Genomic DNA, 24,964 nt, shown 5'->3' on the forward strand with positions numbered 1-24,964 from the left:
GGTGTCGGGGGAGACCCGTTTCGGCCATTACCAACTCGTGCGTCTACTCGGTCGAGGCGGAATGGGACAAGTGTGGCTGGCGCACGACACCCATACCGATCGCGATGTAGCACTCAAAGTGCTTCCGCCCGAGGCGGTTGCGGATGAGGGCTATCGCAAGCGCTTTGAACGGGAGGCGCGGCTGGCGGCCAAAGTGCGTGGGCCACATATAGTCCCGATCCACACGTTCGGTGAACTCGATGGGCGACTGTTCATCGACATGGAGTACATCGAGGGCACCGACCTGGCGGAGGTCGTAAAATGTGGACCGGTGCCACCCACGACTGCAGTGGATCTCGTCGCCCAGATCGCCGCAGCTCTCGATACCGCGCATGCGGCCGATCTCGTGCATCGAGATGTCAAGCCATCCAATGTCATTGTGCTGCCCAGTGGGTTCGCTTACCTGATCGATTTCGGGATCGCGCGCAGGCATGGGCAGACTGCCATCACGACCACAGGTGCGGCGATCGGTACATGGGCGTACATGGCCCCCGAACGATTCACCGGACAGGAGGACGCCCGCGCGGACGTCTACGCTCTCGCCTGCGTGCTCTTCGAATGTCTCACGGGTCGAAGGCCATTCGGCGAAACCGATCCCGCACAGCAAATGCGGGCGCACATGATGACACCGGTGCCGCGGGCGACTGCGTTGAACCCCGAAGTGCCGGACGGGCTGGACGAGGTCATCAGACGAGGGATGGCCAAGGACCCGGATCGTCGGTACCGCACGGCGGGCGAACTGGCCTCTGCGGCAGGTGAGGTTGTACACCCTACACGTGGGGTGGCACTGGCAACGGTCGCGGAATCGCCGGCGACCACGAAATGGGGTGCTGGCTGGACCTTCCCGCTTTCCGTTGCAGTGGCGGAGCCTACCCGGGTCGACGACGGGACCCTCGTGACAGGCATCGATCAGGATGACGTGGCGGAGGATCAGGCGCAAAATGCATCCGGGTTGTCCCGCGCGGTAGGTAGGTCACGCGGGCGCATTGCTCCGAAACCTTTGGTCCTGCTGGCAGCGGGTGTTTTGCTTGTCGTCACAGGAGCCGTCGGCACTGCCGTCTATCTAGGACGTGACGATTCCGGGCAGGGCGGTGTGGCTTCGTCGTCCACACCTGCGCAGCCGACGCGCACGGTCGCTCCGGGGGCGCCCCGGGCGGTGACGGCGGTTGTTCCGGTTGGTATCAGTCCGAGTGGGATAGCTGTGGATCCGATCGCCGAGACGGCGTATGTGGCCAACTGGGGTGACTACGCCAAGAAGGCCGGTGGGTCCATTTCGATCATCGATCTCCGTACGAACCAGGTCACGACCACCATCGAAATACCGCACTTCCCAACAGGTGTCGCGGTGGATTCTGAATCGCGCAAGGTATATGTCACCGGCAGCGCGCCATCGTCGACGGTGACCGAGCGCAGTGACGACATCGTGGACGTTTCCGGTTCGGTCACAGTGATCGACGCTCGTACGAACAAGATCAGTGCAACTCTCACCGTGGGGCTGGCGCCGGAAGGCATTGTCGTGGACTCCCGCTCGCATACCGCCTACGTCGCGAATCGAGGCAATCCGATGGGAGAGGGAAGCAAGGGTTCGATTTCCGTGATCGACACGCGTACCGATGCCGTCGTCTCGACACTCAAGCCGAAGGAGCTGCCCGCCGACGTCACCTTCGATTCGCAGACTCGGTCCCTGGTCATCACCCAGCCGCTGAGTAACTCGGTGGCTGTCGTCGACATCGCAACGAACACGACGACGTCGATCAACGTGGGGTGGCCCACCTACGGCATCGATATGGACTCGCGGTCGGGCATCGCGTATGCGGCGAGCGATACGTCCTTGACCGTCATCGACCTGCGGACGAAAACTGCAACTGGTACAACGTATCTCGGCGTTGCCCATGGCTTGGCCGTTGATGCGGCCGGTGGTGTGATTTTCGCCGTCGGTGGTAAGCGTGGCACCGAACCCTATTCCAACGCGGTGTCGACATTATATGTCGTGGACATCGCTACTAAGGATGTCGTCGCGAGCGTCGACGTCGGTCGGGGTGGGGGAAGCGTTGCCGTGAACCCGACTACTCATATCGCCTATGTGACCAATCGGGACGACAACACCGTCAGTGTCGTCGCTCCACTGTGAACCATACGGTCGATCACTGATCGATTGCTAGCGTGGCAAATTGCTTCGGCGTGTCGTATCGACACGCCGAAGTCGAGGAGATGGGCGCTGTATCAGTTCGGTTGGGCGGAAATCGCTTGCCTTTCACAGAGGTGTGCACGCGGCTCCTTCTTGAGAAGGTCGTTTTCATTGCCGATGATCCTGCTGACCGCGGAGCGGCTTGGGTTGATCTCGCGGGCAATCGGGGTGAGGGTGCGGCCGTCGGCGAAATTGCGGACGAGGACGTTGGCAATTCGTGTCGAATCCCGGCGGTGTCCGGCCTGCCGAATCCGAACTGATGAAATCGCCACCGGTGCACGGGGTTGGTCGGGTCGAGCCCCGCACGCCGAAGGCACTGGCCCCGTTCGTCGTTCATGGTTGGTTTTGACGTCGGGCAAGGGCTGGGCGTTGCGGCGGATACGCGAATGTCCGCCATTGGCATGGACCTTGCTCCGCCCTGTGCCCGAATGTCTACTTCGGCGGCCGTCGAACGCGTGGAACTGGCACGTATCTGGCATTGAAGCGCGACTGTGCGCAAAAGTGCAGGTCAAGGTGTGCCCTCGGCAGGATTCGAAGCTGCGACACGCGATTTGGGGTAGCGGAGTTCCAATCCCTGAAACTGGACCGCGCCCCTTTCTGCCCTTCTGGCTGTCACGTGGACGACAGAATCGCACTCCTATGTAGCTGGTATCCAGTAAGGCGCAACGTGACTTCAGCCAGCTGCGGTCGCCGCGCGCAACCGCATCCCGCTCCCACAACGACCTCGGTGCTCGCCGCGGTGCTGAAGTTGCTGCGTTGCCGGGACAAGGAGTGGGTACGGGCAAGCCGATGCTGTGCCGTCTCGACGTGCTCCATCGTGCCATCGTCCTGCACATCGAGCAGCATTCCCTGCGTGACATCGTGAAAATCCTGAACGCCGAGGGGCTTCCGACTGCTAAGTCTCGCGCTGTCTGCGAAGTCGATCGTGGTTGGCATGGGGGAGGTATCGGTTGAGCCGGGGAAGTTGGTTGCCGAGCGCTTGCTATGTCGGGAAATTTGATCTACGAGTCGGCGTGTCGACACGCCGACTCGTGGGGGTCTAACGCGGTGCGCGGTGGCGCCCGCCGGGTGCCCGCATTGGGGTGTCGCGTTCGCGGAGTGCGTCGCGGATGGTGCTGGCGGGGAAGCCGGTGAGGCGGCTACAGCTGACGAGTGAATGGCCGGCGAGGTAGAGCCGTTCGACGTGGTCGATGTCGTTGGTGGTCATCGATTGGAATCGGCGGGGAACTTTGCGGTTGGTGAGCAGGTTGAGGACGGCGGTCTTGGAGATTCCGTAGCGCGCCGCGAGTTGTGCGGTCGAGGTGCCGTCGCGGTACGCGTGAAGGAGTTCCTCGACCGTCGCAGGGCCGAGGCGCTGCTCGATTCTGCGGGGCTCGCGAGGACGGTCCGCCAGAGGCTTCTTGTGTCGGCGGGGGAGTGGAGACGAGGGCCCGGTGTCGATTTTGGCGCGGGTGGTTTCGAGTTTGTGCAGGTCAGCCCGTTTGGAATAACGCCCAGCCAGGTCCACCATAAAAGGAGCCGCAGGTAAGCGACCTGCGGCTTCTTTTGTTATGCGCCAGTAGTTCGGGTTGAGGGTGCTTGACCTGCAAGAATAGGGACCGGTCGGTGTTTGAACCCAGCTGGGGGTTGTTACTCATGGGGCTGGTGTGCCTGTTGAGGTATGTCGCAGCGTGCGATCCCGCTGAGGCACATGCGTCAGCCCTCGGGGGAGGTCTCCTGTGTTGGGTTGGAGTCGCTGTCGGCGGCTTGGGTTTTGGCCTGATCGATCATCTGCGTGATGATCGCGCGGCTGAGGGCTCTGAGGTCCGGTGAGTCACGCTGCTCGCTTGTCACGACGATGCGGCGCACAGATCTGGGCGAGCGGCGTATCTTCTTCGGCTGCTTGGTCATAGGCCCGTCAGCCTTTTCGTTCGGATGCTGTTGATGTCATGAAATCGAGGCGTATAGGGCCTGGCAGTGGACGGGAGTACCGTCATGAAGCGGGTGTGACTCCGACATCGAGATGCCCAACTTCTGCTGACGCAAACCCCCTTTCTTGTTGAGATGCGGCAGGTGTAGGCACGATTGGAAGATTAACCACCCGAACGGAATTGGCCGTTCGACCGTCGAACCACATGGCGGACTTGTCTTGCGCACCAGCAGCGCGCGATGTCGATGCCGCAGGTCGTATTGATTCGTCTGGTCACCGCGGGGCCGCACCCGGCCGTCTACGAGGGGCGACCGCGACCTGAGTACCACTGCAATGCGCCTAGGATCGACCGGGCTGTCTCACATCCAGGATTTGATCCACCCGAGTGCGCGTTCGGCGGCAGGTTTGTACTTGTCCGGAACGGTCGGTAGACGCTCGGAGATCTCGTTCGGAGCGACGAGTCCGGATTCCAGCAGCGCCGCCACGAAGTTCTGATCCTTCCCTCGGAAGGCGCTCAGCTTCGCTACGCACAGATCTTCTTTGTTGAGGCACCATCCGGTGAACTGCGGTTTGCCCGACGGTGCGACGGTATTGGCGTTCTGTACCTTGACTAGACGGCTTCGCCATCCGTCCGGGAGTGCGGAAGTCGTCGTATCGACGCCGTCGATGCTGAATCCGTGCAGTTCTTCGAACGAAGAGAACTCGCCGACTACGCCCTCGATAAGGTCCGCCAGTCGCGCGGTCTCGTCGTTGTCGGCGGCTATCGGGAGGACATCGGCCTCCAGCGAGATCGTAGCGTCAGCGGGAAGCTGGGCTTCGTCGAAGGTGCCGAGGATCGATTGCGAGCCGAGCACTATGACCTCGGGCCGATCGATGATCTGGCACGCTGCGCAAATTGCGTGCTCCAACTGGTCGCGCCGCATCAGCCGGCGAGACCCAGTGCATCGGCGCGCTCGTCTTGCGACAGCAGCCCGATGCCCGTTCTTGATGGCAGGTCCTTGGGTGCCGACGTCGCGGATGATTTTCACTCCAAGTCGGTGAGGAGGTCATCGAGTATCGACTCCTCATGCACTGCCAGCTCGAAGTGCAGCATCGCGGAATGGAGTCGAGCATCCCAGGGTGTGGCGATCGGGCGGCCAGTGAGAGGAAGGCGCTGCGTGCCGGACGCTACAGCTCGCAGGTAGTCCGTCGCGTGCATTTGCCAGGGCTGGGCTCCGGCCGCGAACAGCCGGGCCGCAATGGAGATACCGGGCCAGTCGAAATCGCCGTGGTACCGGATAGGGATCCGTTCGGCGAGCTGCATCCCGGCGGACGAGGGATTGCCGCTGAAACACACCAGCGGTTGCTGAACACCGATCTCGGCGGCCCGCTGGAGTACTTGGGGGTTCTCGCAGGCGGCGATCGTGATGCCCATGGCGGCCAAAGGTGCTGCTGTGCTGGCTAATTCGGCCAGCGTGAGATGTGTGACGAGGCCGAGTTCAGCCCGCGACCGCATCATCGTCGACCATGGGTCGTCACCGGGCGGGCGCAGATTCCAGGTCAGCACGGTGCCCGAGACGGTGTCTGCGGAGACCGCTACGCGTTCCCACGCTGCGATCCGCTCTCGCGGCGTGGCCGGTTCCGGGAAATCGAGTGCCAAGCTCAGGCCGCGTAGAGCGAGCCGACCGGCGAGCCGGTCGCTGTCGAGTGCGTGGGCGTCTCCTGTGAGGGCGGCCGCGAGTTCGGCGAGCATGCGAGGCCGCGGATCTGACGAAAGTACGGCGGACAGCGCTCGAACGGCCGTATCGAATTCATGATTCGCACGCTCACCGCCACGGATGAGGAGGCCGGAGGTGTGCAGCCACCGCACCAGAGGTCCGGCCCAGGCAGCGTCGGCTAAACCATTGCGTTCCAGGGAATGACCAACGCCCGACCACAGTTCGGAGACAGCCGACTGCTTGGCCAGCCGCTCGGAGGGCCGATCACGCAGGGGCGAGCCGGTGAGTTCCGCGACCACGCTCACGAGTCCACGCGCGGCGGCGCTGCGCAGCAGGGCGGCATCCATCTCCGAGAGCGGCACGGACCGGCGGCCCGGTGCTAGCCGACGGCCGAGCAGACCTGAGACACGTTGCGCCGCCTCATCACTCAACTCGATTCTGACCGTGCCCTCGATCGAGTGACCGTTGCGTTCGAGCCGGTCTCGTATCCGGCTCCATAGCTCGGTCAAGCTCGGATCACCGAAATAGGCTCGTAGGTCGCGGGATAGCGTCATGCCGGGTCAACCACGTGAATGTAGTTGCGGTTCTTGCCGTCCCAGTGGATCCGCGTTGGGATCACGGCGCTGCCGCCGACCCGCCGGATCTCGTAGATATCGAGTGCGGGCACCTCCGGTACCGTGCCCCAGAGGGCATGACCGGTCATGACGAAATCGATATCCAGGCGGACCAGCAGGCCCATCAATTCACCGATCGCGCGTTCGTCGACCTTGGCGAACGCGTCGTCAAGCAGCACCAGGCGCAGCGCCGTAACGGCTTCGGGAAGGCCGGAGAGGAAACTGTCGGCGGCGGCGAACAGGGTCACGTAGGAGACGAACCGCGTCTCGCCCTGGGATATCTTGGCCCGCCGGGAGATTCGCCGCCGCTGATTCGGCTCGGGTCCGAGGATGGTCACTTCGATGTCGTGCCAGGCGCGGTAGTCCAGTGCGGCGCGCAGATGTGTGGCATATCCGGCCGATGCGTCGGCGGCGTGTTGCCGCTCCACACGGTCGCGCACCAGGGCGACGAGTTCGTCGTTGTCCTGCTCCGACCGCACCGGGTCGGCAATGCGCACCAGGTCCAGCAGCCTGTGCAACTCCGGATCCTGCCGGTCCAGGGTCCAAGCGATGCTGACGCCGATGCCATAGCTTGTCCGAATTCCAGCAAGGCTGCCGTTCATGGCCTCTACCAGCTCTTCGGCCTGCCGGATGCGCCGGCGTAGCTCCTCGGTGACTGTGCCGAGAACGAAACCGGTGAATACCTCGTGCTCGCGCCGGGTGAGGGCCTGACGACCCTGCTCGACCCGGCGTTCCAGGTACGACAGTACTGAGGCGCAATCGTGGTGGTGGTCCGCGCCCTCGATGTGGACCAGGTGCACACCGTGCTCCACTCGTTGACTTACGTCGAGTTGTCCGGAGGTGTCTGCGCCGAAACGGGTGAGCGCGTTGAGCAATTGGTTGACGGTGAACGGTTTGCTGGCACCCAGCCGTGCCAATACGGCGCGCGCGATCTGCTGCGTATGTTCGGCGTCCGCATCGTGTTCGATGAGCGCGAGCCTGGCCTCGGTGGCCGCAGTCACCAAGCCGGGCAATCGTAGCCGGGCATTGAAGGCCGCGCTCGCGGCACGCAGATCTTCGACGCGCTGCCCGACTTCGACATGTGCGGAATCGCGTTTGCTTTCGGCTTTGGTGACTTCTTTGTCGAGAGTGCGCAGTGCGTCGCGCAGTGAGTCGAGCCGCTTCTTTTCGAGCTTGTGCTGAGCGGAGCTTTCCTCGATTTCCCGGTTGAGCTCCTCGACAGGAAGATCGAGCGAATCATGCAGGGCAGCAACGCCCGCCGCGTCCTCGTACCACGTGCGGCGGTGCTGTTCGGCCGCACTCTCGTGACGTCGGCGTCGAACGCGGCTGTTCTCCAGCGCATCGTGCAAAAGTTTCGCCTTCTCGACGGCGATGGACGTGGTTGCGCAGGATTCGGCCAAACGTCGGCATGCCGATTGTGCTGCTGTGCAAGCGTTCTCGATGCGCAGCAGCTCATCGGCTTCGACTGGCAAACCCATCCCGGAGCACAGCGTGCGGTGGTTCTCGAACTCGCCGCTCCACGCCGTACGCGCGAGCGCCGCCGTCTGCCGGGCGGCGCGCGCCTCGTTCTCCGTCCTAGAGGCGCGGTCAGCAGCCAGGCGCGCGGTATTGCGCGCGGTGAGCAGTGTTCGTGAGCGAGGGGCGGTACGCAGATGCGCATCGATCGCGGCGCCGCGGTCGCGGAGTTCGGTACGGAGCAGGTCACGGTTTCGCTCGGCATCGTCGAGTTCGTCTATCCGCGCGGCGATCTCGGCCAGCCTGGCAGTTCGTGCCGCTGCACGCGCGGTCGCGCCGATATGCCGGGCACTGGCCTGACGGTGACGCCCTGCCAACGGGCCATTGCGCCAGCATCCGTCCGAGTCGACATTGGTGAGGGCCTGCGGATCGTTCCAGCCGATTCGGGAGAGCAGACTCTCGATCAGGCCGTCGGCAATATCGGCGGCGTCAGGCTGCAATGCCGCCGACAGCGGTGATCGCACCGGGCCACCGACAGGTCGCACCAGGATCTCTCCATCCGCCGCCTGCAATGACCCGTCGGTCCGGATAGTCGCGGTGAGCAGTCCAGCAGCCAACAGCGCAGCTTCGAGGCCCGCGCGCTCGGCGGCGCCGAGTTCCGGCTGGAAGTCCACGGTCTGCCAGAAGGGGATGCCGCTCTGCGCTCGATGCCACGGGCTCCGCGGCGGCGACGGGTCGTGTGCGGCTTCGAGGTCTGTCCTCTCAGCGATTAGCTTCTCGCGCTCACCCGAATCGGTGGTGCTCTCCTGATCGAGCAGATTTGCCTGTACCGCCAACGCCTCCCGGATCGGGCGCGCTGTCAGTTCCGGAAGTTCGTCGAGCCTGGCGAGTAGATCATCATCCTCTGGTTCAGGGCCGCACAGGGCCTCGTTATCCGACGACAGTGCGGCGAGCGCAGCGCTCGACCAGTCTGAGCCAGGGAGCACCCGTGCGGTGCTCGGAGATGAAACCCATTCTCGCCAGGACTGATTCAGTGTTACGGCAAGTCCGTCACGTTCGGTCTCGGCGTTGTCGGCGTCCTGTCTGTCCCGTTCGGCGCTTCGGACGGCCTGCTCGGCGTCGGACTCCAGTCGTTGGACTCGACCGTGTTCGTCATTCAGGCGGTTTGCCTCCTGGCGGCGGCGTGTGGCCTGCTCGTGTCTGTGCTCGGCTGCTTCACCGCAGCGTAGCGCCGCATCGGATACGGGTCCGAGATCGCTGGGATAGACGGTCACCGGGTCAACGGCGGGCCGCTGGACGGGGACGGAGGCTTGGTCGAGTGAATCCATCACCGGTTCGACCACGACGGGAGCGGCGTGATCCGTGTAGCCAATGCCCGCGGGCAGGTCACCGTGCGGAAGGTTCACGGCCGCAAGGGCATCGAGCGCATCGGCGAGCATGCTGCCGCTGGTGCGTGCGGCAGTGCGCAGTTCGCTGAACTGCCCTGCCGCGCTGCGCGCGGCCTCGCGTTCCGCTTCCCGCGCCTCCCGTGCGCCGCGAAGCGACTCCATGGCGGTGGTGTGCAGGGCCGCCACTGCTTTGTCTCGCTGCGCCAGATCGTCGGCCTGCTTGAACAGCGGATTCAACTGCAGATTCGCGATCGCTGTTTCGAGTTCGCCGACGGTATCTCGCAACTCCTTCTCCTCACCTTCGGTCTCGGTTCGCTGTTCCTGCAGCCCACGCGCCAGATCCGCCAGATCTCGATGCGTGCTCCGAGCGGTCAGCAGCCCGGTGGCCGTATCGCCGAGCCCGGTGGCCGTCTCGGTGAGAACCGTTGTGGCATAGCCTCGATATGCCGAGTGGAAGCGGCGCACATGTTCGAATGCGGTGGTGAGACGCTCCTGTGCCAGCCGAGTCTCGGTGAGTCCGTCGAGCCGCTCTCCTGCCTGCTCGAGAGTCTGCTCGCTCAGTGGCGGCAGCGCGTCGGAGAGGATCTGCGGTAGCTTGCCCTCGTCGATGCGATTGCCGACATCGGGGGAGCGCAGCGTGTGCAAGAGCTGCACCAGGCCCGCGAAACGATCACGGCCCAGATCGCCGCGCAATCCGAACACCTTGGTGCGGACGGCTTCTCGATGTTGTTCCGCGTCACCGAGGCGGTGCGCGCCGATAAGTTCGCTCAGTGCGTCCCGGGACAGCGGTTCGCGGGTTTCGCCGATGAGGCGCAGCTCGTGGCCGACCCGCAGTGCCGTGGTGAAGAACCGGACCTCGCTGCGGCGGGCGGAGACGCTGTATTTGATGTGCGCGCCGATGGTCAGATACTCATCGGGGCAGGCCAGCTCGAGCCACAGGTAGCCGATCCGATTGGTCTGCCCCCGCGCGCCGGTGTGCATCAGCTCGTCGAGACTGACCTTTTGCGCGCCGGTCGCATCCATGCGCCGCCGGTCGGCGTCGAGCAAGAACGGCAACAGCATCTCCAAGGCGCGGGATTTGCCGGACCCGTTGGCGCCACGCAGGATCAGCCGCCCACCCGAGATCGCGAACTCGGTGTCCAAATAATGCCAGACATTCACCACCCCCGCCCGTGACAGCCGCCAGCGTTGGTCGAAATGTCTTCTCGGAGTGTCCGACACGCGCTTCCCCTATGACTCGAATCTCAACTGTGTACCGGCGACAGCACGTGGCCGGTATCTCGCGGCCGGCGCGAAGATCCTCAATCCCTCGGAATCAGATTCGGCGAGTCGCAGCGCCCGCAGCAGATCGACTACGTCCGCCCGCAATGTGGCGATCGAATCGGAGTATTCGGAACGCCAGGCTCGACCGTGGCGGGCCACCAGTTCAGTCAGTGCGGAATCGACTACGGGCCACTTGAATACGGTTTTAATGGCGTACGAATCGCTCACCTGATCCAGCAGCGCGCCGATCAGCAGCAAGCTCGCCTGCTTCAGGCTACCGTTGCCCGGAAACTCGATATCGGTGAGTGGCTCGGCGGGGTCGTACGCCAGCGCGCCCTCGGCTCGCACTTCCAGCGTCAGCCCGAAGTTCTCGCCGAGCAGCCGGGTCAGTTCGGACCGTTCACGCGACAGAACGTCGAGTTCCTCGGGACTCAGATCGCCGCGCATCACGACGGGGTCCTCGGTAAGCCGTCTACGCAGTCGTCGCCGGGGTGCACTGGTGTCGGCCTCCAGCACCTCCGCCGCAGCGGCGTTCGGTCCGATGGACCGCACCAGCAGATGCGGAAGCAGTGGCCGGCAGATGGTCAGCAGTGCCTCGTCGGCCGCACCGTCGCCCCACTGCACCACCGATCCGTCGGTCTCGACGAGCACACCCCAGTCGATCAACACGGTCAACGCGGCCACCAGATGCCGACGGTCCGAAATCGTGTCCGACACGGTGATTCCGTGCGTGGCGGCGTCGGATCGGATCTGTGTCACCAGATGCGACACCAGGATCTGTTCACCGATCCCGGGCGCCAGTAAGGCAGCACAGGCAAGTGCCGACAGGGTGTAGGTCTGCGCGCCGAACGGAGTTCCGTTGCGGCGAACCAGAGGGCGGTTGGGTGAAACATCCTCTGGTGGCAGTTTGGCCAGGCGGGCGAACGATGCCTCCACGGTCAGGTGATAGCCCAGCTGCGCACTGAACACAGTGCGTAATGCCGTCGCATGCCGCCGTATGAGCATGAGCGTCTCCGGTGCCCGCGAGGCAGTGACGATCGGAGTGCGCAGCAATGCTCGGGCCGCTTCACGGACCCCGGCGGCGTCCTGCCGTCGGGTGCCGAGGGATCGGTCGGGTGGCTCAACGAGGTTGCTCATCGTGCCTGCTCGATCTTCGGCGAGGCCAGCACTTGCGCGGCCCGGATGGTGAGGGCGTAACCATGCACGGTCAGGGTGCCATCCTGCGACTGGATGACGGTCTGCCCGCCGGGGACGGCGTACAGGGTGAGCCCCAAGTCGTGGTTGGTAGTCTCCGCGGGCACGGTGGGATCGGCTTGCGTGGCCAGCAGACGCGCCAGCTCATCCAGCAACACCGCACGAGCGTCGGGCGACAGCCGGGCACCGTCCAGCACTCCTGCCGCGGCGAGCTCTACGGCGGCATCCCGGTTTCGCCACGCGTCCTCTCGGGCCGCTGCTTCGACGATCGCCCGATCGGCGGCCGTGTCCGGAATTCGGGAGGTTCGCCCCCGTGCCACCCGATTTCCCCGCTCCCGCAACGACATCGGAACGTCAATCGGGTCCGCCGCAGACCATGGCGTCATCGGTCCCACACGCGGGTCCGGCTCCTCAGGACCCAGCGCCAGGTGGCGCGCAGACCACGCGCCGAAAGCAGCCGCGAACAATCGCTCCGCACTCGCATCGGAGGACTGCTCCAGCATAACGGCGAGACGCAGCAGGTCTGCACGCCGGGAGAAACCCGTCGACGAAGCGTCGAGCATGCGTTTGGCATTGGCGATCAGCTGCCCCAGCGCCTGCCCCGCCGCCGCGCGTAGCTGCCCTGGCCCCGACTCGTGTCCGGACCCTGAGTACCACTGGCGCAACTGCTCCCATTCGATCCGAGTTCGCCCGCCCGACCGCTCGATGTCTGCCAGGTCGCCGAGCGCCAGCCCCTGTACCGAGTCCAGCACCGTCAGAAGTTCGTCGATCCGGTCGAGCACCCGATCGAGCGCATGCGCGATCAGCGGGGAATGTCTGTTCACATCGGCCGTGATCAAATCGACGTAATCCAACAGCAATTGCTTGAATTGTGCGTATTCCTCGCCGTGCAGATCGAACCGACTCAGCACCCCGGACAGGTATGCATAAAAATCGGTCACACTCGCGGTGAACAGTCGCTGATTGTTGAAGATCGTGGTCACGATTCCCGCTACCTGATCCGCGCGCTCCGGCGTGACCGGCCCGTTCAACAGTCCAAGGGCCACCTCGAGTGCATCCGCGATTTGCCCGAGTAGCTCCCGCGCCACTTCACGCGCACCGTCTGTCGCCTCCATGATCTCGATGGCTCCGCGATGCACCCGGCCGCCCAGGCTGGAAACCTGGTAACGAGACCGCGCCCGCAGATAGTCGGCGACGGTGCTGACTCGTGCATCCCGAAGCGAGGGAACGAGATTCCCCCACCGCACCAGCTGTCGGCATCGTGCCTCGGCTACCTCAGGTTCGAGATTCAGCCCGTCCTGCGCGAGCTGTTCGGAGACGGTGGAGGCCGACATATCCGCCAGCAGAGAGGCGGTGAAGCGGGTCATGATGGCGATGTATTCGAGCCGCTCGTCGGCCGTAAGGTAACGGAACAGGTCCAGATGTGCCGATATATCTCTCGATTCCGACATCCCCCGGTCCTTTCGAACTCCGTGCTGATACAGCAGCCCTCATCACGATAGGCTCGGGGACCGACATCGACCATCCGATCGGAACTCGAATGGCAGTCAGCAAGGTTCGCGGTGCCTGCGATAAGCATGGGCGAGCTCTGCGACCGTCGTGAGGTCGAGGCGCCACCCGATTTTGCCGGTTTGGGGTCGGCCCTGTGGGGCCTCGTGCGTCGGCGGGGGCGTCATCAGCGTCGCGAGTGCATGGATCAGGTTGGCACGGCGTACGAACGCAGCAGGATGGTTCCTCCGTGTACGGCGGCGGGTAATGCGATCGGTGGCACGATCGCGACCACTGACAGCGACAGCGCATGGAGGAAAGTGTGGGTGCTGTTGCTGGCAACGCTGACAGCTGCGGCTGCGGTAGGTTCGCACCAAAAGAACACGTGCGCACGGCGACTCGCCTGCATGGTGGTGTCCGGACTAGTCGTCGCGGTGGCATCGAAGATGGACGACTACACGACCGGCCTTGCAGCCCAACGGAATCGTTAGGGTTCCAGTACAACGCCTGAACAATCGAGATGCCGGACGTAGGTGATCGTCGAGATCGTCTGCTTCGATACTCCGGCACTGTAGACCTCACTCGGATGCGCCGAGATCTCGCCGTGGGTCAGGCGCTTGGCTCGCAGCGACGGGCTAGGAGGAGCATGTGCAGCAACCTGCGCATCGACCGGCTACTCAGCTTGGCTATCTTCGTGGGTGGCGCAACGTCGATCCTTCGGCAGCACGACCTACAACTGACACCGGCCGATCCTCAACGAGTGGAGGCAGGCGCACAGCGGCAGAAATACCTGCAGGCATACCTGTATCGGCCGTCACGGCAAGGATCGTGTCAGCAGGTACAAGGAACCAACCATGTGCCGGAAGCGAGTGCGCACTCAACCAGGCAGCGGTGGAGCCCAGGATGCGGTCGCTGGGGTCGATGAATGCCGAAGGCGCTCTGTGTCAGGAGTGCGTCACCGTTGGCATTCCGATCGGTCTCACACGAGGAGAGCGGGAGGCTTACTTCACGGCACGCAAAGGGGACTGCTGCATGGATAGGTGACAGCTGTGACCTATCCATGCAGCAGTCCCCTCGTCGGGCAGCGCCGGGGCTACCGCGACCCTTCGAGCGTTGCGTGACGAACGAACTCTACGTCTCAGCGCTGTTGATACGTTGTGCGGTGAACTCAGGGCTCGCACGGTGGAGGTGATGGTGGTCTTGCCGCGGTTGAGGTGGGTTCGAAGGCTCCGTCCGATCCGATGATCTGCTCTGGTCCCTGAGTGATGGCCGATCACCGGGCCGACCGGCTGCGCCTCGGCCTACGCGTCTGGCGCTTCAACGGTCGGGAAACCGGTGCATGCCGCACACGGCGGGATCGCTCTCTGCTCGAACCGGTGCCGGTGTGCGGTGGTACGAGATCGCCAGGGGCAGCGGCGATGTCATCGGGCTGGCTGTTCTGTGGTCGTGCGGGCGCCGCCGGTTCCGGCCGGTTGGCGCTCCAGCGCAGCAGCCGGAATGCTCGTTCACTGATCACCGAACTGCCGAACAGCGCCGAGGTCAGCACGGACACCGTGATCGCGACTTCGACCAGGGCAAGCGCCTGCCCGAGTAAGGGGTGGAGCCACCCGACGGCCGCCGGTATCCCGACAACTCCGCAGCCTGCTGCCAGTGAACGCCATGGCATCAGCGATCGATGCTGCGGGGCCGCGAGTGTGGAGTGCGAACTGGCTGAGGCCCAGTGGTGTGGGGTCGGCGACATCGTCGGTGTTCCTCCGGGTCGTTCCGCGCCGATCGGCGTCGGGTTCCGGTGACAACACTACGAATTCGCTGACGGCGGGGGATACGCCCCGGTTTCCAGGGACGCTGCTTTTCGGGGGAGTGGAGACGACCGGTCAGGCGGTGCGGGTGCCTGTGGTGATGGTGGGGTATCCGGCACGATCGAAACTCACACGGCGGATCATGGTTTCGGTCCGTGCCACGACGGTGGCCAGTTCGTCGCGGTCGGGCGGGACGATGCGAACCGAGATATGACCGCTGTGTGCCAGGTCCAGCTCGGCGGCGACACCGCGGAGCAGCCGATCGCATACCGCGTCGTCGTCGACGTTGTCGATGCCGTGGCTGTCCCAGAGGTTCACTTCGACGCGGCGGCGGCGCGCGGCGTCCGCCGAGGGAGTGACCAGTGGGTGCACCAGGTTGCTGGCGTACAGCGTGGCCTGGAGTTGGCTCTCCAATGCTTTGCAGTACGACGCATCTTCGGGATTGAGCTGTTCGCCGTTGGCGATGCGCTCGAGCACCGGGCGCGCATGCTCGTTCAGGTCGGCGAGTTGGCTGCTCTTCTCCTCGAGGGCCGCCTCGGTGGCGGCCGCGGCGGCGTACTCGCGCGCGGACTTGTCGCGGAGCCTGTAGATTTCACGGGCCGCTGGGCGGATGGTGTAGGCGAACAAGGTCGACATCGCCAGCGGGCCGTAGTTGACGATCGTGAGACCGATGCCGTAGCCCACGCCATGGCCGATTCGGAGGGACCACGCGGCGGCCACCGCGATGGCCGATGTCATCCCCAGCCAGGCGAACGGCGTTCGCCCGCGAACACACATGAAGGTGCACACTGCGGTGTAGGCGCTGATAGGCCATACCTGGTGGCTGTAGGTGCTCAGAGGTGGGGTGAACATGACGATGGCGGAGGCTGCGGGGCCGGCGATGGTCAGGGCGAGTGTGGGCATCCACGGGAGTGGGTCGCCTTCGACTTTCAGTAGCGCCAGACTCGACCCACCGAGGAGGAGAACGGCCACGGCGGCCGGCAGGATCGCGATGGCTGGCGCGTGATGGTAGATCGCGATGGCCGCCAGTCCGACGAGTCCGAGAATGAACGCCCAGGCGACGATCCATGCCCATTTCGTGTTCATGCCCACCAGCACTCGCACGTCGGGTGAGTTGGGCGTCGCGGTGTGGGTGGCTCGCGCTGTGTCGGGCACGTCGACGGCGAGGCGGACGGTGGTGCCGTGCCCAGGGCTCGACTCGATCCCGATCGACCCGCCGGGCAGTTCGTGTATGAGGCTACGCATGGACCTGAGACCGAATCGGTCGCTGTCCGCCGCGGGATCGAAGCCCACGCCCGAGTCCTTCACGACGGCGTCGAGCCGGTCGGGAACGATGTCGATCTGAACCGAGCGGGCTGCCCGTGCACCTGCGTGGCGCAGACTGTTGCGGACGGCTTCGGCCAGGACCATGGCCAAGGTTCGCACGATATCGGAGTCGAACCGGCCGGCACGGTCATCGTCACCCGTGCGGATCTTCCGGGTGATCGTGTCATCGACCTCGACGACGGCGGCGTCGAGATACCTAGCGGCTGCGGCTATGTCGAAGTGTCCTGGGCTGCTCTCGGCGGCAACGGAATCGAGCTTCTCAAGTGCTCTGAGCGCCTCGTGGCGCATCTCCTCGGTGTTCGGATTCTTCGCAGCCGCGCCGACGGTCACCATGATCCATCCGTGGATGAGGTCATGGAACCGGTCGCGCTGGTTCTTGAGTGTCTTCATCACTGCGGCCGTCGCGGCAGCGGCTTCGCTCTCGGCGCGGGTCTCGTCGAGTTTGCGGCCGGTTTGAACGGCCATCGAGACGGCGGCGACGTAGATCAGGGAGAAGGTGAAGCCAAACAGGAAATCGAGCGCCAGTGGTGAGTTGGTCTCCGGGGTGCGCGTCTGGCTGATGAGCATGGCGATGGTGATGACGATGAAGAGATAGCCGATCGACCACACGGGGCGCCAGACCAGAGCGACCGCCAGGGCGGCCAGTCCGGGGAAGATCGTCATCCAGGGGGTGTCTGGAAGCAGTGGGCCGGTCCACGCGAGCGGCCAAGTGGCGATGGCCACGAGATATCCGCCGGCGGTCGCTTCGGCGGCATACCTGAGTATGCGGAGGTTGACGCGAATTGCTGCCGCCAACAAGCTGAGCGGCGGGACGAACACGATGATGATCGCGAAGGGCGTCCACCACGATTGCAGGCTCATTGCGTCGCTACGCATCCGGGGGATCAACAGAAAGAAATAGAAGATGTAGCCGATACTGACGAAGAGGGCGAACAACCGAAGTATGCGTGCGGTATCGGGCCCCGGGGTCGGTGCAGGGGTGTTCCGGGGGCTGAAATGTGTTGTGAGCATAGTGATCACGGCACCAATCCGGCTCGTCGAGCTAGGTGTACGAGTTGTGTCTTGGAAGGATTCGGGCCGCCCGGAGGTGCGAATTTCTTTCTGATTTCGGAAAGATAGTCATCGACGGTGGTCTGCTTGAGTTGCAGCAGGCCCGCGACGCTGCGGGCGGTCTCTCCCGAGACATAGAGCTTGAGGACTTGAAGCTCGCGGCGGCTCAGATGGGGAATGTTGTCGGTTCCCCTCGCGCACACATACTTTTCGGTGATGATCTTCAGTTGTGCCACGATCTCTTGCTCGGTGGTCCCCAACAGCGAGGCGACATCGCAGAGTATCTCGCCCGAGGCGAACTTGGCGATGATGTCGGCTTCGGGCTCGGCGAGTTGGGAGCGGAAGTCGGAATCGCCGTCGATCGCCGCCGCCAAAGCCACCGATCCCACCGGCATGCCATGGGCCACCGACCGGATGGCGGCGACCAGGACGTCTTCGGACGCATTCTTGAGGATCACCGCTAGTGCGCCAGCTTTGACCGCTTGCCGGATCAGGGCGTCAGCGGATCCGTGGGTGTACACCAGGATCTTGTCGATGCCCGCGCGTTGAAGGGTCTCGACGTTGTGTTTGGGACCCAGATCATCCTTGAGATCGCGCAGATCCAGCACGACCATGTCGAGGTTGGTCCACTGGGCGAGCAGGTCAGGCACGGTTTCGGCGCCGCCGACGACCTCGAGATCGGCATGCGGCTCGAGCATGTGTTCCAGTGATTGCACCACCAGCCTGACATGATCTTCCACCACGCCGATGCGCCACCTGGCAGGGACGATGTGGGGTGGATCTGCCTGTGTCATGGCTACTCCTCATTACCGCATCACGGCGGTTTTGACAGGGCTCGACGACAACGGTACGGCCGGGACAGGAGAGCTTCCGACGGAACTGGAGCCGAAAGTGGTTCGCCACCAGGACAATACGGTCGAATAACCTCGTCTGTGCGTACCGGCGAGTCCATTTCGGCTACTGATGGGCGAAGGACACCTGCCGCCGGCGACGATCTGCGCGGGCGGCCAACGCCGTACGTAAACCTCGCCGAGCACCGGTGGCGGGGTCGACAGGCTGCCACGGCGGTCCGTGTCTCCAAGGAGGGCGCGACACTCCGGAAAACTTGCGTTCCGAGCTGGTTTCGGGGGCATCGTCTGCCGAGCGTGCCAGCAGGAAGTCTGGGAGCGCGAGCTTGTGCACGGTACGAAACGCCAGCCAGAACTGCCTGGCCAGGGGGCCAGTGTTGTAGGGCAGATCGTACTTCTCGCACACCGCGCGGACGCGGACGGCGATCTCGGGGTAACGATTGCAGGGCAGATCCGGAAACAGGTGGTGCTCGATCTGGTAGCAGAGCCCGCCGCAGAGGAAGGCCGTGACCGGGCCGGCGTCGAAGTTCGCGGTACCCAGCAGCTGACGCAGATACCAGTGGGCCCGGTCCTCGTTGTCGAGGCTGGCCAGCGTGAATTTCTCTGCACCGTCGGGGAAGTGGCCGCAGAAAATGGTCACATAGAACCAGAGGTTGCGCAGCAGGCTCGCAGCGATGTTGGCAGCGAGGGTCTGTTTGAATGCCCGCCCGGTCAGCAGAGGGTGGACGAGGAAATCCTTGCCGACCTGTCGCGCGATCTTCTGCAGGAACTCCCTGTTGGCTTTCGAGTTCAGTTGCCAGCGCGGCGTGCCGGAGAGCTGTTTGTGCACTTGCCAGTGATGTATCGCGATCCCCCATTCGAACGTGGCGGCCAGAATCGCGTTGTTGATCGGCTGAAGCAGATGCAATGGGCGCCACGGGATATCACGGCTCATGCGCAGGATGCCCTGGCCCAGATCTTCGTCCATGCCGTAGACGTTGGTATAGACGTGGTGGGAGAAGTTGTGTGCGTGCCGCCACTGCGACGAGGGGCTGACCATATCCCATTGCCACGTGGTCGAATGGATCTCGCGGTCGTTCATCCAATCCCATTGCCCATGGCCGATGTTGTGCCCGAGCAAGGTGTTTTCGATGGTTTTCGCGACGGCGAGCAGCAGCGTGCCCGCCAGCCACGGCCCGCGATGCCGTCCGCCGATGAGCACCACGCGCCCGGCTGCCTCCAGGACGCGGTGCAGAACGATCGAACGACGAATGAAGACCGAGTCCCGCTCGCCGAGCGTCGCCTCGACATCGCGGCGTACCGCATCCAACTCCTCTCCGAATGCTTGGACATCCGAAGAGGACAGGTGCGCGAATGCCTTGATATCAACGATAGCCATCAAATTCCTCCGGACCGTGTCGACGTTTCGGGATGTCGCGAGCAGGAATCGCGCCACTACCGAAACTACGGCTCGGCGAGATCGACTACTATTCCCCTTTTTTCGGGGGTGTCGACCGGTCGAGCTCCGGTGTTGCTCGCTGGCTATCCAAAGATGTTGAGGTTCAACGAATTTCGCGCACACACCCTTGAGTGCTCAATGTAGTAAGGTGCGTCGCGCTGTGAACGCGATCGCGTCGATGGTGTGTCATGGGGGGCGAGCTGGCGGTGCCCGAGGCCGGGGTGGAGCCGAGCGCGATCCGTAGAGCGGGCAGACCGTGCAGAGCGAAGCCGGTTGTCACGCAGCCGGTTCCGAGAAAGATCGGCTGACCGGGCCCGTCCGGGCCGCGACCGCAGTGCGCATCGAGCAGCACGGACGTGTTGTTTCGGCCGGACGCAACTAGACGCCTGGTGTCGCAGGGCGCTGGTGCGGACACGCCACGGCCGCACCCGGGATTACCGAAAACCGCGAACCCCCTGGACAGGCCGCAGGCAGGATCGGTGCCCGACAGCATGACCGTCGGCGGAGCGTGACAATGACACTGGGTGCGGGGATGTGCTAGCGGGTTATCGGATCGTGCAGGTGCTCCGGTCGTGGTGGGTTGGGGACTGTCTACCTGGCCGACCACCCCAGTCTGCTCCCGCGAGATGCGATCAAGGTGCTCGACTCGTCGATCGCCGATGCCGAGTTCACCACCAGGTTCGGCCGCCAAGCCGACATCACCGCTCGATTGCGGCATCCGAACATCGTCACCATCTACCACCGGCGAGTGTGCCGGTGCGTTGTGGATCGCCATGCAGTACATCGACGGCAGCGACGTGGCCGCACTCATCGCACGGGGGCCTCGGTGTTGACCACGACGCGTGCGGTCGATCTGATCGGACAAGCGGCGCGTGGTTTGGACGCCGCTCATCGGCGACGTGCCCCTGCACCGTGACGTGAAGTCGGCGAACCTGCTGTGAGCCACGACGGCATAGGCGATAGAAGCCTGATCCGGTGGTGGTGAGACGAGTCGACCGCTCCAGTTGGAACCGCGGATGCAGTGCGGAATGGGCAGCCGCGGCCAACGCGACAGCGATGAGCCGGGTTCTTCGCCAACGCGACAGCGATCGCACACTCGATCGCGGGCACCACGTTCGACTTCACGGCCAAGATCGACGATCAAGATCGAAAGATCACCGTCATAGTCACCTCCGACAACGGAACCTACGAGGTTGGGCACCCGTCATGACGGTGACCTTGCTTCGAAGATGCTGGGAGAATCGGCTTTACGCGAGTGAAGCTCCCCGGGGTCTTCGATGATCGGAGGTGGAGCGAGCGTGGCGCGCCCACTCGCCGGAGTGTTCGCCCTACCCTGTCGAGGCGGAGTCCGCTACCGGTAGTCGCGAGTCTCGCGGACCGATTCGAAGTCATCCTCATACAACCGTGTCGCCCAGAAGGGCGCGACGGTGCTGCGCAGCCGGCGCGTGTACTGGCCGGAGATCGGGTTGGTGCAGAACCATTGGAATCCTTCGATCCTGGCGGCCTTGGTCTGCTGGACCATCTCGACCGCGGGCTCGAGGTCGCTGTCGTGGGTGGCCAGGATGACCAGATCGATCTCGGGATCGTTGGCGGCGGAGATCGTGGCGAGTGCGCACAGCACGTCGATGCCCTTCTCGCGCGCCTCGATTTCGCCGGTCAAGTCGGGGTTCGCTGGAACCGAGTACACCCGCCGATGCACGTTGTATCGCAGACTGCGTTGTATCACTTTGACGTTCGGGTCGCGATCCCAGTCGTTCTTCTGCGCGTTGTTGCGGGCGTTGCCATCCGGATCGTGCTCGGCGCTGGGCAGCCCCCGAAACACCTTGACCTGTGCCAGCTCCGCCTCGGGGTAACCGGGCCGCTGGGTAGCGTTGCGGCACTGCACAAGTCGACGAGCGAAGAAGTACGGCCGGATGAGCGAGGTATGGACCGGCTGATAAGGCTCGTAGAGGTCGTGAGCTGTAATGTGTACATTCTGGTAGTCGATGATCACCGACGTGCGAAGCGTACGAACCAGTTTCTCCAATTCCCCGCCCAAACAATAAGACCCGCCAGTCCAACTCTCGCGGAGGAAAATTGGACGGCGGGCAGCTAACAAGTCAAGTGTCTGTCGGCTCTTATCGTTCGTCAAGCCCCTGCCGAGTGTCGGGCGAGACCAGTGAAAGCTCACCCGCCACGTATGGACACCTCAGCCCGCATGCGTCAGCGCGACTTCGCTGGCACAACCCTCGCGATCGAACTGCAAGAGCCGGACTTTGGTACCCGAATAGGCCGTGACCGTGGCCAGCTGGGGCCTGCCCGGTGGCACGATACGCACCGCGAATTGCCCCTCGGGAAGGCGATCGAGTTCCTCGGCGATCAGGTACAGCACGCGACGTCGAGTCTCCTCCACGATGTCGTCCATCCCCTGTTCGTCGAACATCAGCACCGTGACACCACGTCGGCGGGCAGCCTCGACGACCCCGTCGAGGATCGGATGCACCAGTCCGAACGCGCGCAACGAATCTCGAAGCTGACGCGACAGGCGAGCGAATTCCAGCGTCTCTTCCTCGGAGTAGGGTGCGTCGTCAGCGATGCGCACCAGGGAGGGGCGCGCGAATCGACCGAGTTCGCGCAGTTCAGCGTTGCGGTCGTTGAGGGCTTCGGTCGCCACGGCAGTCTGCACGAACTCGTGCTGCGCGGTGTCCCACAGCTCGAAGATCGTCCGCGCGGCCGGGCGAATGGTGCCGGCAAAGAAGGTCGCCATGGCCAGCGGTGCGTAGTTCACCAGCGACGAGCCGATACCCGGCCACGGGTGACCACTGGCCATGCTCGACCAGATCCCGGCGACACCCACCATTGCTGTCATCGCCAGCCATGCCGAGGTGGTGCGCCCGCGAACGCACATGAAGGTGCACACAGCGGTGAAACCACTGGCGCTCCAGAGCAGATGGATATTGCCGTCGACGGGTGGAGCCAGCAGCACCACAGCCACCGCAGCCGGGCCGGCGAGACCGAGGAACAGCGTCGCCGCAGGTGGCAGTGGATCGCCGGGCACCAGCAGCAGGACCGCGGAGGACGTGACGAGCAGACCCATCGCGACCACCACCGGCCACACCGGCTCGGCGCGCACCAGCATCAGGGCACCGGTCGCCTGAGCGAGGATGCCGACGAGAAAGAACCCTGTGACCAGCCATGCCCAGCGATTGTTCATGCCCAGCAACTCGCGCACATCCGAGGGCTCCGCGCCGTTGGTGATGCGCGGATCGGTCCAGCTGAGCTCGACTCGCACCCCGTGTCCCGGTGTCGAGTGGACAACGCATTTCCCGCCCGGTATCAGGCGCATCCAGTCGCGAACCTGCTGGGACCCGAAGCCGGTGGTGGTGGCGACATCGAATCCACGCCCATCATCGACGGCAGTGAGGGACAGGCTCGCCGAATCGCCGCCGACACCGACGCGTCGTCGCGCGCCCGGGCCTGCGTGGCGCACGCTGTTGCGCAGTACTTCGGCCAGGCTCAGCCCCAATGCTTCGACCACCCGGGAGTCGTACTCGCTGCGGCCCTCGCCGGTGATCGAGGTGACCTCGAACGTGGCGGTGTCGTCCACGGCTGCGGTGAGCTGGCGCAAATAGTCCACAACCTCGGCGAAGGTCATTCGTCGCGAGGGCAAACCGGTGCCGATCTGTGCCATGTCGTGGTCGAGGCGGCGCAGCGTGATATGGGCGTACTCGCGGACCTTGGCCGGATCGCGCCTGTGCGCGGCTGCGTTGAGGCAGAAGATGACCCCGCCGTGCAGGAAGTCGTTGAGGACTGCGCGGTCGGATTCGTGTTTGCGCACGATCTCGGTCTTCGCCGCCGCGATATAGGCCCGTTCGCGCGAGTCATCGAGCAGTCGGGCGGTGTACATACACATCAGGGTTCCGGCGACGTACGGCAGGCAAAAGCCCCACGAAAACAGCCAATCCAGCACGAAGGGCGACCGGACCGAGTCCTGGCGCGCTTGGCACAACGCTTGGGCCAGGGTGACCGCCACGAACAGATACGCCAGTACGGCGCGGGGCTGCCACGCGATGGCAGCGGCGAGGGCCGCGAGACCGGGAATCGTTGCGATCCAGGGGGAATCGGGTAGCAGTTCGCCACCCCAGGCCACTGGCCAGGTGAGCAACAGGATCACATAGCTCACGGCCACCACCGCGCCCCAGCGCCTCAGGGCCACGGTGCCGGTGCGAAAGCTCAGGCCGATAAGCACCACAGGTGGGCCGTAGAGTACGACCAGCGCCATCGGCGTCCACCATGACGCCAGGTAGGCGGACTCGGGTGAATAGCATTTGAACAGAAGAACGAGATAGCCCAAGTAGCCGAATCCGATGAAACGGCTGATCAACCGCAGCACGCGAGCGGTGTCGTCGCCCTCGGTGAGTTTGGCGCGATCGGTGTGCAATTCCTCCTGCCCACCAGCACCGCTGACTGTCGATGAGTTCACGGACGCCACCGCCCCCACCTGATCGCAGCGGCAGGATCCTTGCGTGGTGGCGAGCCGACGATCTTGGTCTTGATGCGGGTGAGGTAGGTGCAGACAACGGCTTCCTCGAGATGCAGGGCCGCAGCGATCGTTGCGGTGCGCTCGCCGCGGGCATACCGTTCCAGAACGCGCCGTTCCGGCGAGGTCCAGTACCGGACGCCTGCGGCGGCGAGTGTCGCCGCGCGATGCGCCGGACATACGGGTTGTCCCATCGCGGCGGTGTGGATCATGTCGGCGATGGTTTCGGGTGCCTCGTCCTTGTCGACGAGTCCGCACACACCAGCCTGTGCGGTCTTGCGAATGAGGGGCCCGCGGCTGTCGGAGGTGAAGACCACGACATTCACGACACCGGCCTGATGGAGCTCAGCGATCAGCGCGAACGGATCCGAGCCTGCCGCCAGGCATGCTGGATCCAACACGACAAGATCGAGATCGGTTGTCGTGCGTAACAATTCGAGAACTGTACGTGCGCGGGCGACTACCGCCAGTGGCGGAACGGTGGACGCGCAATGGGACAGGGCCGCCGCCAGCGCTGCAGGATCGTCATCGATAACCCCGATGCGGCGAGGCCGGTCCGAGGGGTGTTCCATCAGTGCACCATCCTGGTCGAGCCGCCCGTGGAATGTGTTGGTGATGCGGCCTGTTCGTGACGAGGCCCTGGGAGCGCCCCGAATCAATTCCGGTTCGAACGGGGTCTCTCCGAGATTAGGAAATGGATGTGTGCGCGCCAATCCCCAGTTTCGGGGGAGTCGGCGGCGCGTTCGGCC

At 64.2% G+C, this 24,964-nt stretch carries 15 protein-coding genes; 1 reads left to right on the forward strand and 14 read right to left on the reverse strand.

Annotated features, from left to right (window positions below; translation table 11 throughout):
* Window position 1: 1 nt before the first annotated feature.
* Window positions 2-2,170: a serine/threonine-protein kinase gene (locus ABZV44_RS23245; RefSeq protein WP_354839810.1), complete on the forward strand. Its 2,169-nt coding sequence runs from the start codon at window positions 2-4 to the stop codon at window positions 2,168-2,170.
* A 92-nt stretch (window positions 2,171-2,262) separates the two neighbouring features.
* Here the strand turns inward: ABZV44_RS23245 and ABZV44_RS23250 are convergent, their stop codons facing one another.
* The 14 genes from ABZV44_RS23250 to ABZV44_RS23315 all read right to left on the reverse strand — a co-directional run bounded on the left by ABZV44_RS23250 (window position 2,263) and on the right by ABZV44_RS23315 (window position 24,928).
* Window positions 2,263-2,499, reverse strand: coding sequence for a hypothetical protein (locus ABZV44_RS23250; protein ID WP_354839812.1), 237 nt, complete (start codon window positions 2,497-2,499; stop codon window positions 2,263-2,265).
* Window positions 2,500-3,266: 767 nt separating this feature from the next.
* On the reverse strand, window positions 3,267-3,737 hold the full coding sequence (locus ABZV44_RS23255; RefSeq protein WP_354839815.1) for a hypothetical protein: 471 nt from the start codon (window positions 3,735-3,737) through the stop codon (window positions 3,267-3,269).
* Between the two features lie 185 nt (window positions 3,738-3,922).
* Window positions 3,923-4,117 (reverse strand): hypothetical protein, encoded by a 195-nt coding sequence (locus tag ABZV44_RS23260; protein ID WP_354839818.1) that lies wholly within the window; start codon window positions 4,115-4,117, stop codon window positions 3,923-3,925.
* A gap of 378 nt (window positions 4,118-4,495) precedes the next feature.
* A complete protein-coding gene (locus tag ABZV44_RS23265) occupies window positions 4,496-5,164 on the reverse strand; it encodes a DUF6036 family nucleotidyltransferase (RefSeq protein WP_354839820.1) in 669 nt (222 codons plus the stop codon).
* Window positions 5,161-6,387 carry a TIGR02679 family protein gene (locus ABZV44_RS23270; RefSeq protein WP_354839823.1) on the reverse strand — a complete coding sequence of 409 codons (1,227 nt, stop codon included), beginning with the start codon at window positions 6,385-6,387 and terminating at the stop codon, window positions 5,161-5,163. The genes ABZV44_RS23265 and ABZV44_RS23270 overlap by 4 nt, the downstream gene beginning before the upstream one ends.
* Window positions 6,384-10,511: a TIGR02680 family protein gene (locus tag ABZV44_RS23275; protein WP_354839826.1), complete on the reverse strand. Its 4,128-nt coding sequence runs from the start codon at window positions 10,509-10,511 to the stop codon at window positions 6,384-6,386. The genes ABZV44_RS23270 and ABZV44_RS23275 overlap by 4 nt, the downstream gene beginning before the upstream one ends.
* Window positions 10,512-10,520: 9 nt before the next feature.
* Complete coding sequence (locus ABZV44_RS23280; protein WP_354839829.1) at window positions 10,521-11,690, reverse strand: TIGR02678 family protein; 1,170 nt, start codon at window positions 11,688-11,690, stop codon at window positions 10,521-10,523.
* A complete protein-coding gene (locus ABZV44_RS23285; protein ID WP_354839832.1) occupies window positions 11,687-13,198 on the reverse strand; it encodes a DUF2397 domain-containing protein in 1,512 nt (503 codons plus the stop codon). The genes ABZV44_RS23280 and ABZV44_RS23285 overlap by 4 nt, the downstream gene beginning before the upstream one ends.
* Window positions 13,199-15,109: 1,911 nt before the next feature.
* Complete coding sequence (locus ABZV44_RS23290) at window positions 15,110-17,236, reverse strand: ATP-binding protein (protein WP_354839835.1); 2,127 nt, start codon at window positions 17,234-17,236, stop codon at window positions 15,110-15,112.
* 140 nt (window positions 17,237-17,376) lie between these two features.
* Window positions 17,377-18,204 (reverse strand): LuxR C-terminal-related transcriptional regulator, encoded by an 828-nt coding sequence (locus ABZV44_RS23295; protein WP_354839838.1) that lies wholly within the window; start codon window positions 18,202-18,204, stop codon window positions 17,377-17,379.
* Between the two features lie 163 nt (window positions 18,205-18,367).
* Window positions 18,368-19,636 carry an acyl-CoA desaturase gene (locus ABZV44_RS23300; protein ID WP_354839841.1) on the reverse strand — a complete coding sequence of 423 codons (1,269 nt, stop codon included), beginning with the start codon at window positions 19,634-19,636 and terminating at the stop codon, window positions 18,368-18,370.
* A 1,411-nt stretch (window positions 19,637-21,047) separates the two neighbouring features.
* On the reverse strand, window positions 21,048-21,689 hold the full coding sequence (locus ABZV44_RS23305; RefSeq protein ID WP_354839843.1) for an NYN domain-containing protein: 642 nt from the start codon (window positions 21,687-21,689) through the stop codon (window positions 21,048-21,050).
* Between the two features lie 195 nt (window positions 21,690-21,884).
* The gene (locus ABZV44_RS23310) at window positions 21,885-24,158 is read right to left on the reverse strand and encodes a hypothetical protein (RefSeq protein WP_354839846.1); all 2,274 of its coding nucleotides are present in this window, start codon (window positions 24,156-24,158) and stop codon (window positions 21,885-21,887) included.
* Window positions 24,155-24,928: a hypothetical protein gene (locus tag ABZV44_RS23315; RefSeq protein WP_354839849.1), complete on the reverse strand. Its 774-nt coding sequence runs from the start codon at window positions 24,926-24,928 to the stop codon at window positions 24,155-24,157. The genes ABZV44_RS23310 and ABZV44_RS23315 overlap by 4 nt, the downstream gene beginning before the upstream one ends.
* Window positions 24,929-24,964: the final 36 nt, after the last annotated feature.

Source organism: Nocardia sp. NPDC004860 (genome assembly GCF_040609015.1).
Taxonomy (GTDB): domain Bacteria; phylum Actinomycetota; class Actinomycetes; order Mycobacteriales; family Mycobacteriaceae; genus Nocardia.

Bases quoted from the DNA above. Each gene is read 5' to 3' on its own strand.
- ABZV44_RS23285 (WP_354839832.1), bottom strand. From the start codon at position 13,198: ATGTCGGAATCGAGAGATATATCGGCACATCTGGACCTGTTCCGTTAC.
- ABZV44_RS23280 (WP_354839829.1), bottom strand. From the start codon at position 11,690: ATGAGCAACCTCGTTGAGCCACCCGACCGATCCCTCGGCACCCGACGG.
- ABZV44_RS23255 (WP_354839815.1), bottom strand. From the start codon at position 3,737: ATGGTGGACCTGGCTGGGCGTTATTCCAAACGGGCTGACCTGCACAAA.
- ABZV44_RS23260 (WP_354839818.1), bottom strand. From the start codon at position 4,117: ATGACCAAGCAGCCGAAGAAGATACGCCGCTCGCCCAGATCTGTGCGC.
- ABZV44_RS23290 (WP_354839835.1), bottom strand. From the start codon at position 17,236: ATGCGTAGCGACGCAATGAGCCTGCAATCGTGGTGGACGCCCTTCGCG.
- ABZV44_RS23270 (WP_354839823.1), bottom strand. From the start codon at position 6,387: ATGACGCTATCCCGCGACCTACGAGCCTATTTCGGTGATCCGAGCTTG.
- ABZV44_RS23300 (WP_354839841.1), bottom strand. From the start codon at position 19,636: ATGGCTATCGTTGATATCAAGGCATTCGCGCACCTGTCCTCTTCGGAT.
- ABZV44_RS23295 (WP_354839838.1), bottom strand. From the start codon at position 18,204: ATGACACAGGCAGATCCACCCCACATCGTCCCTGCCAGGTGGCGCATC.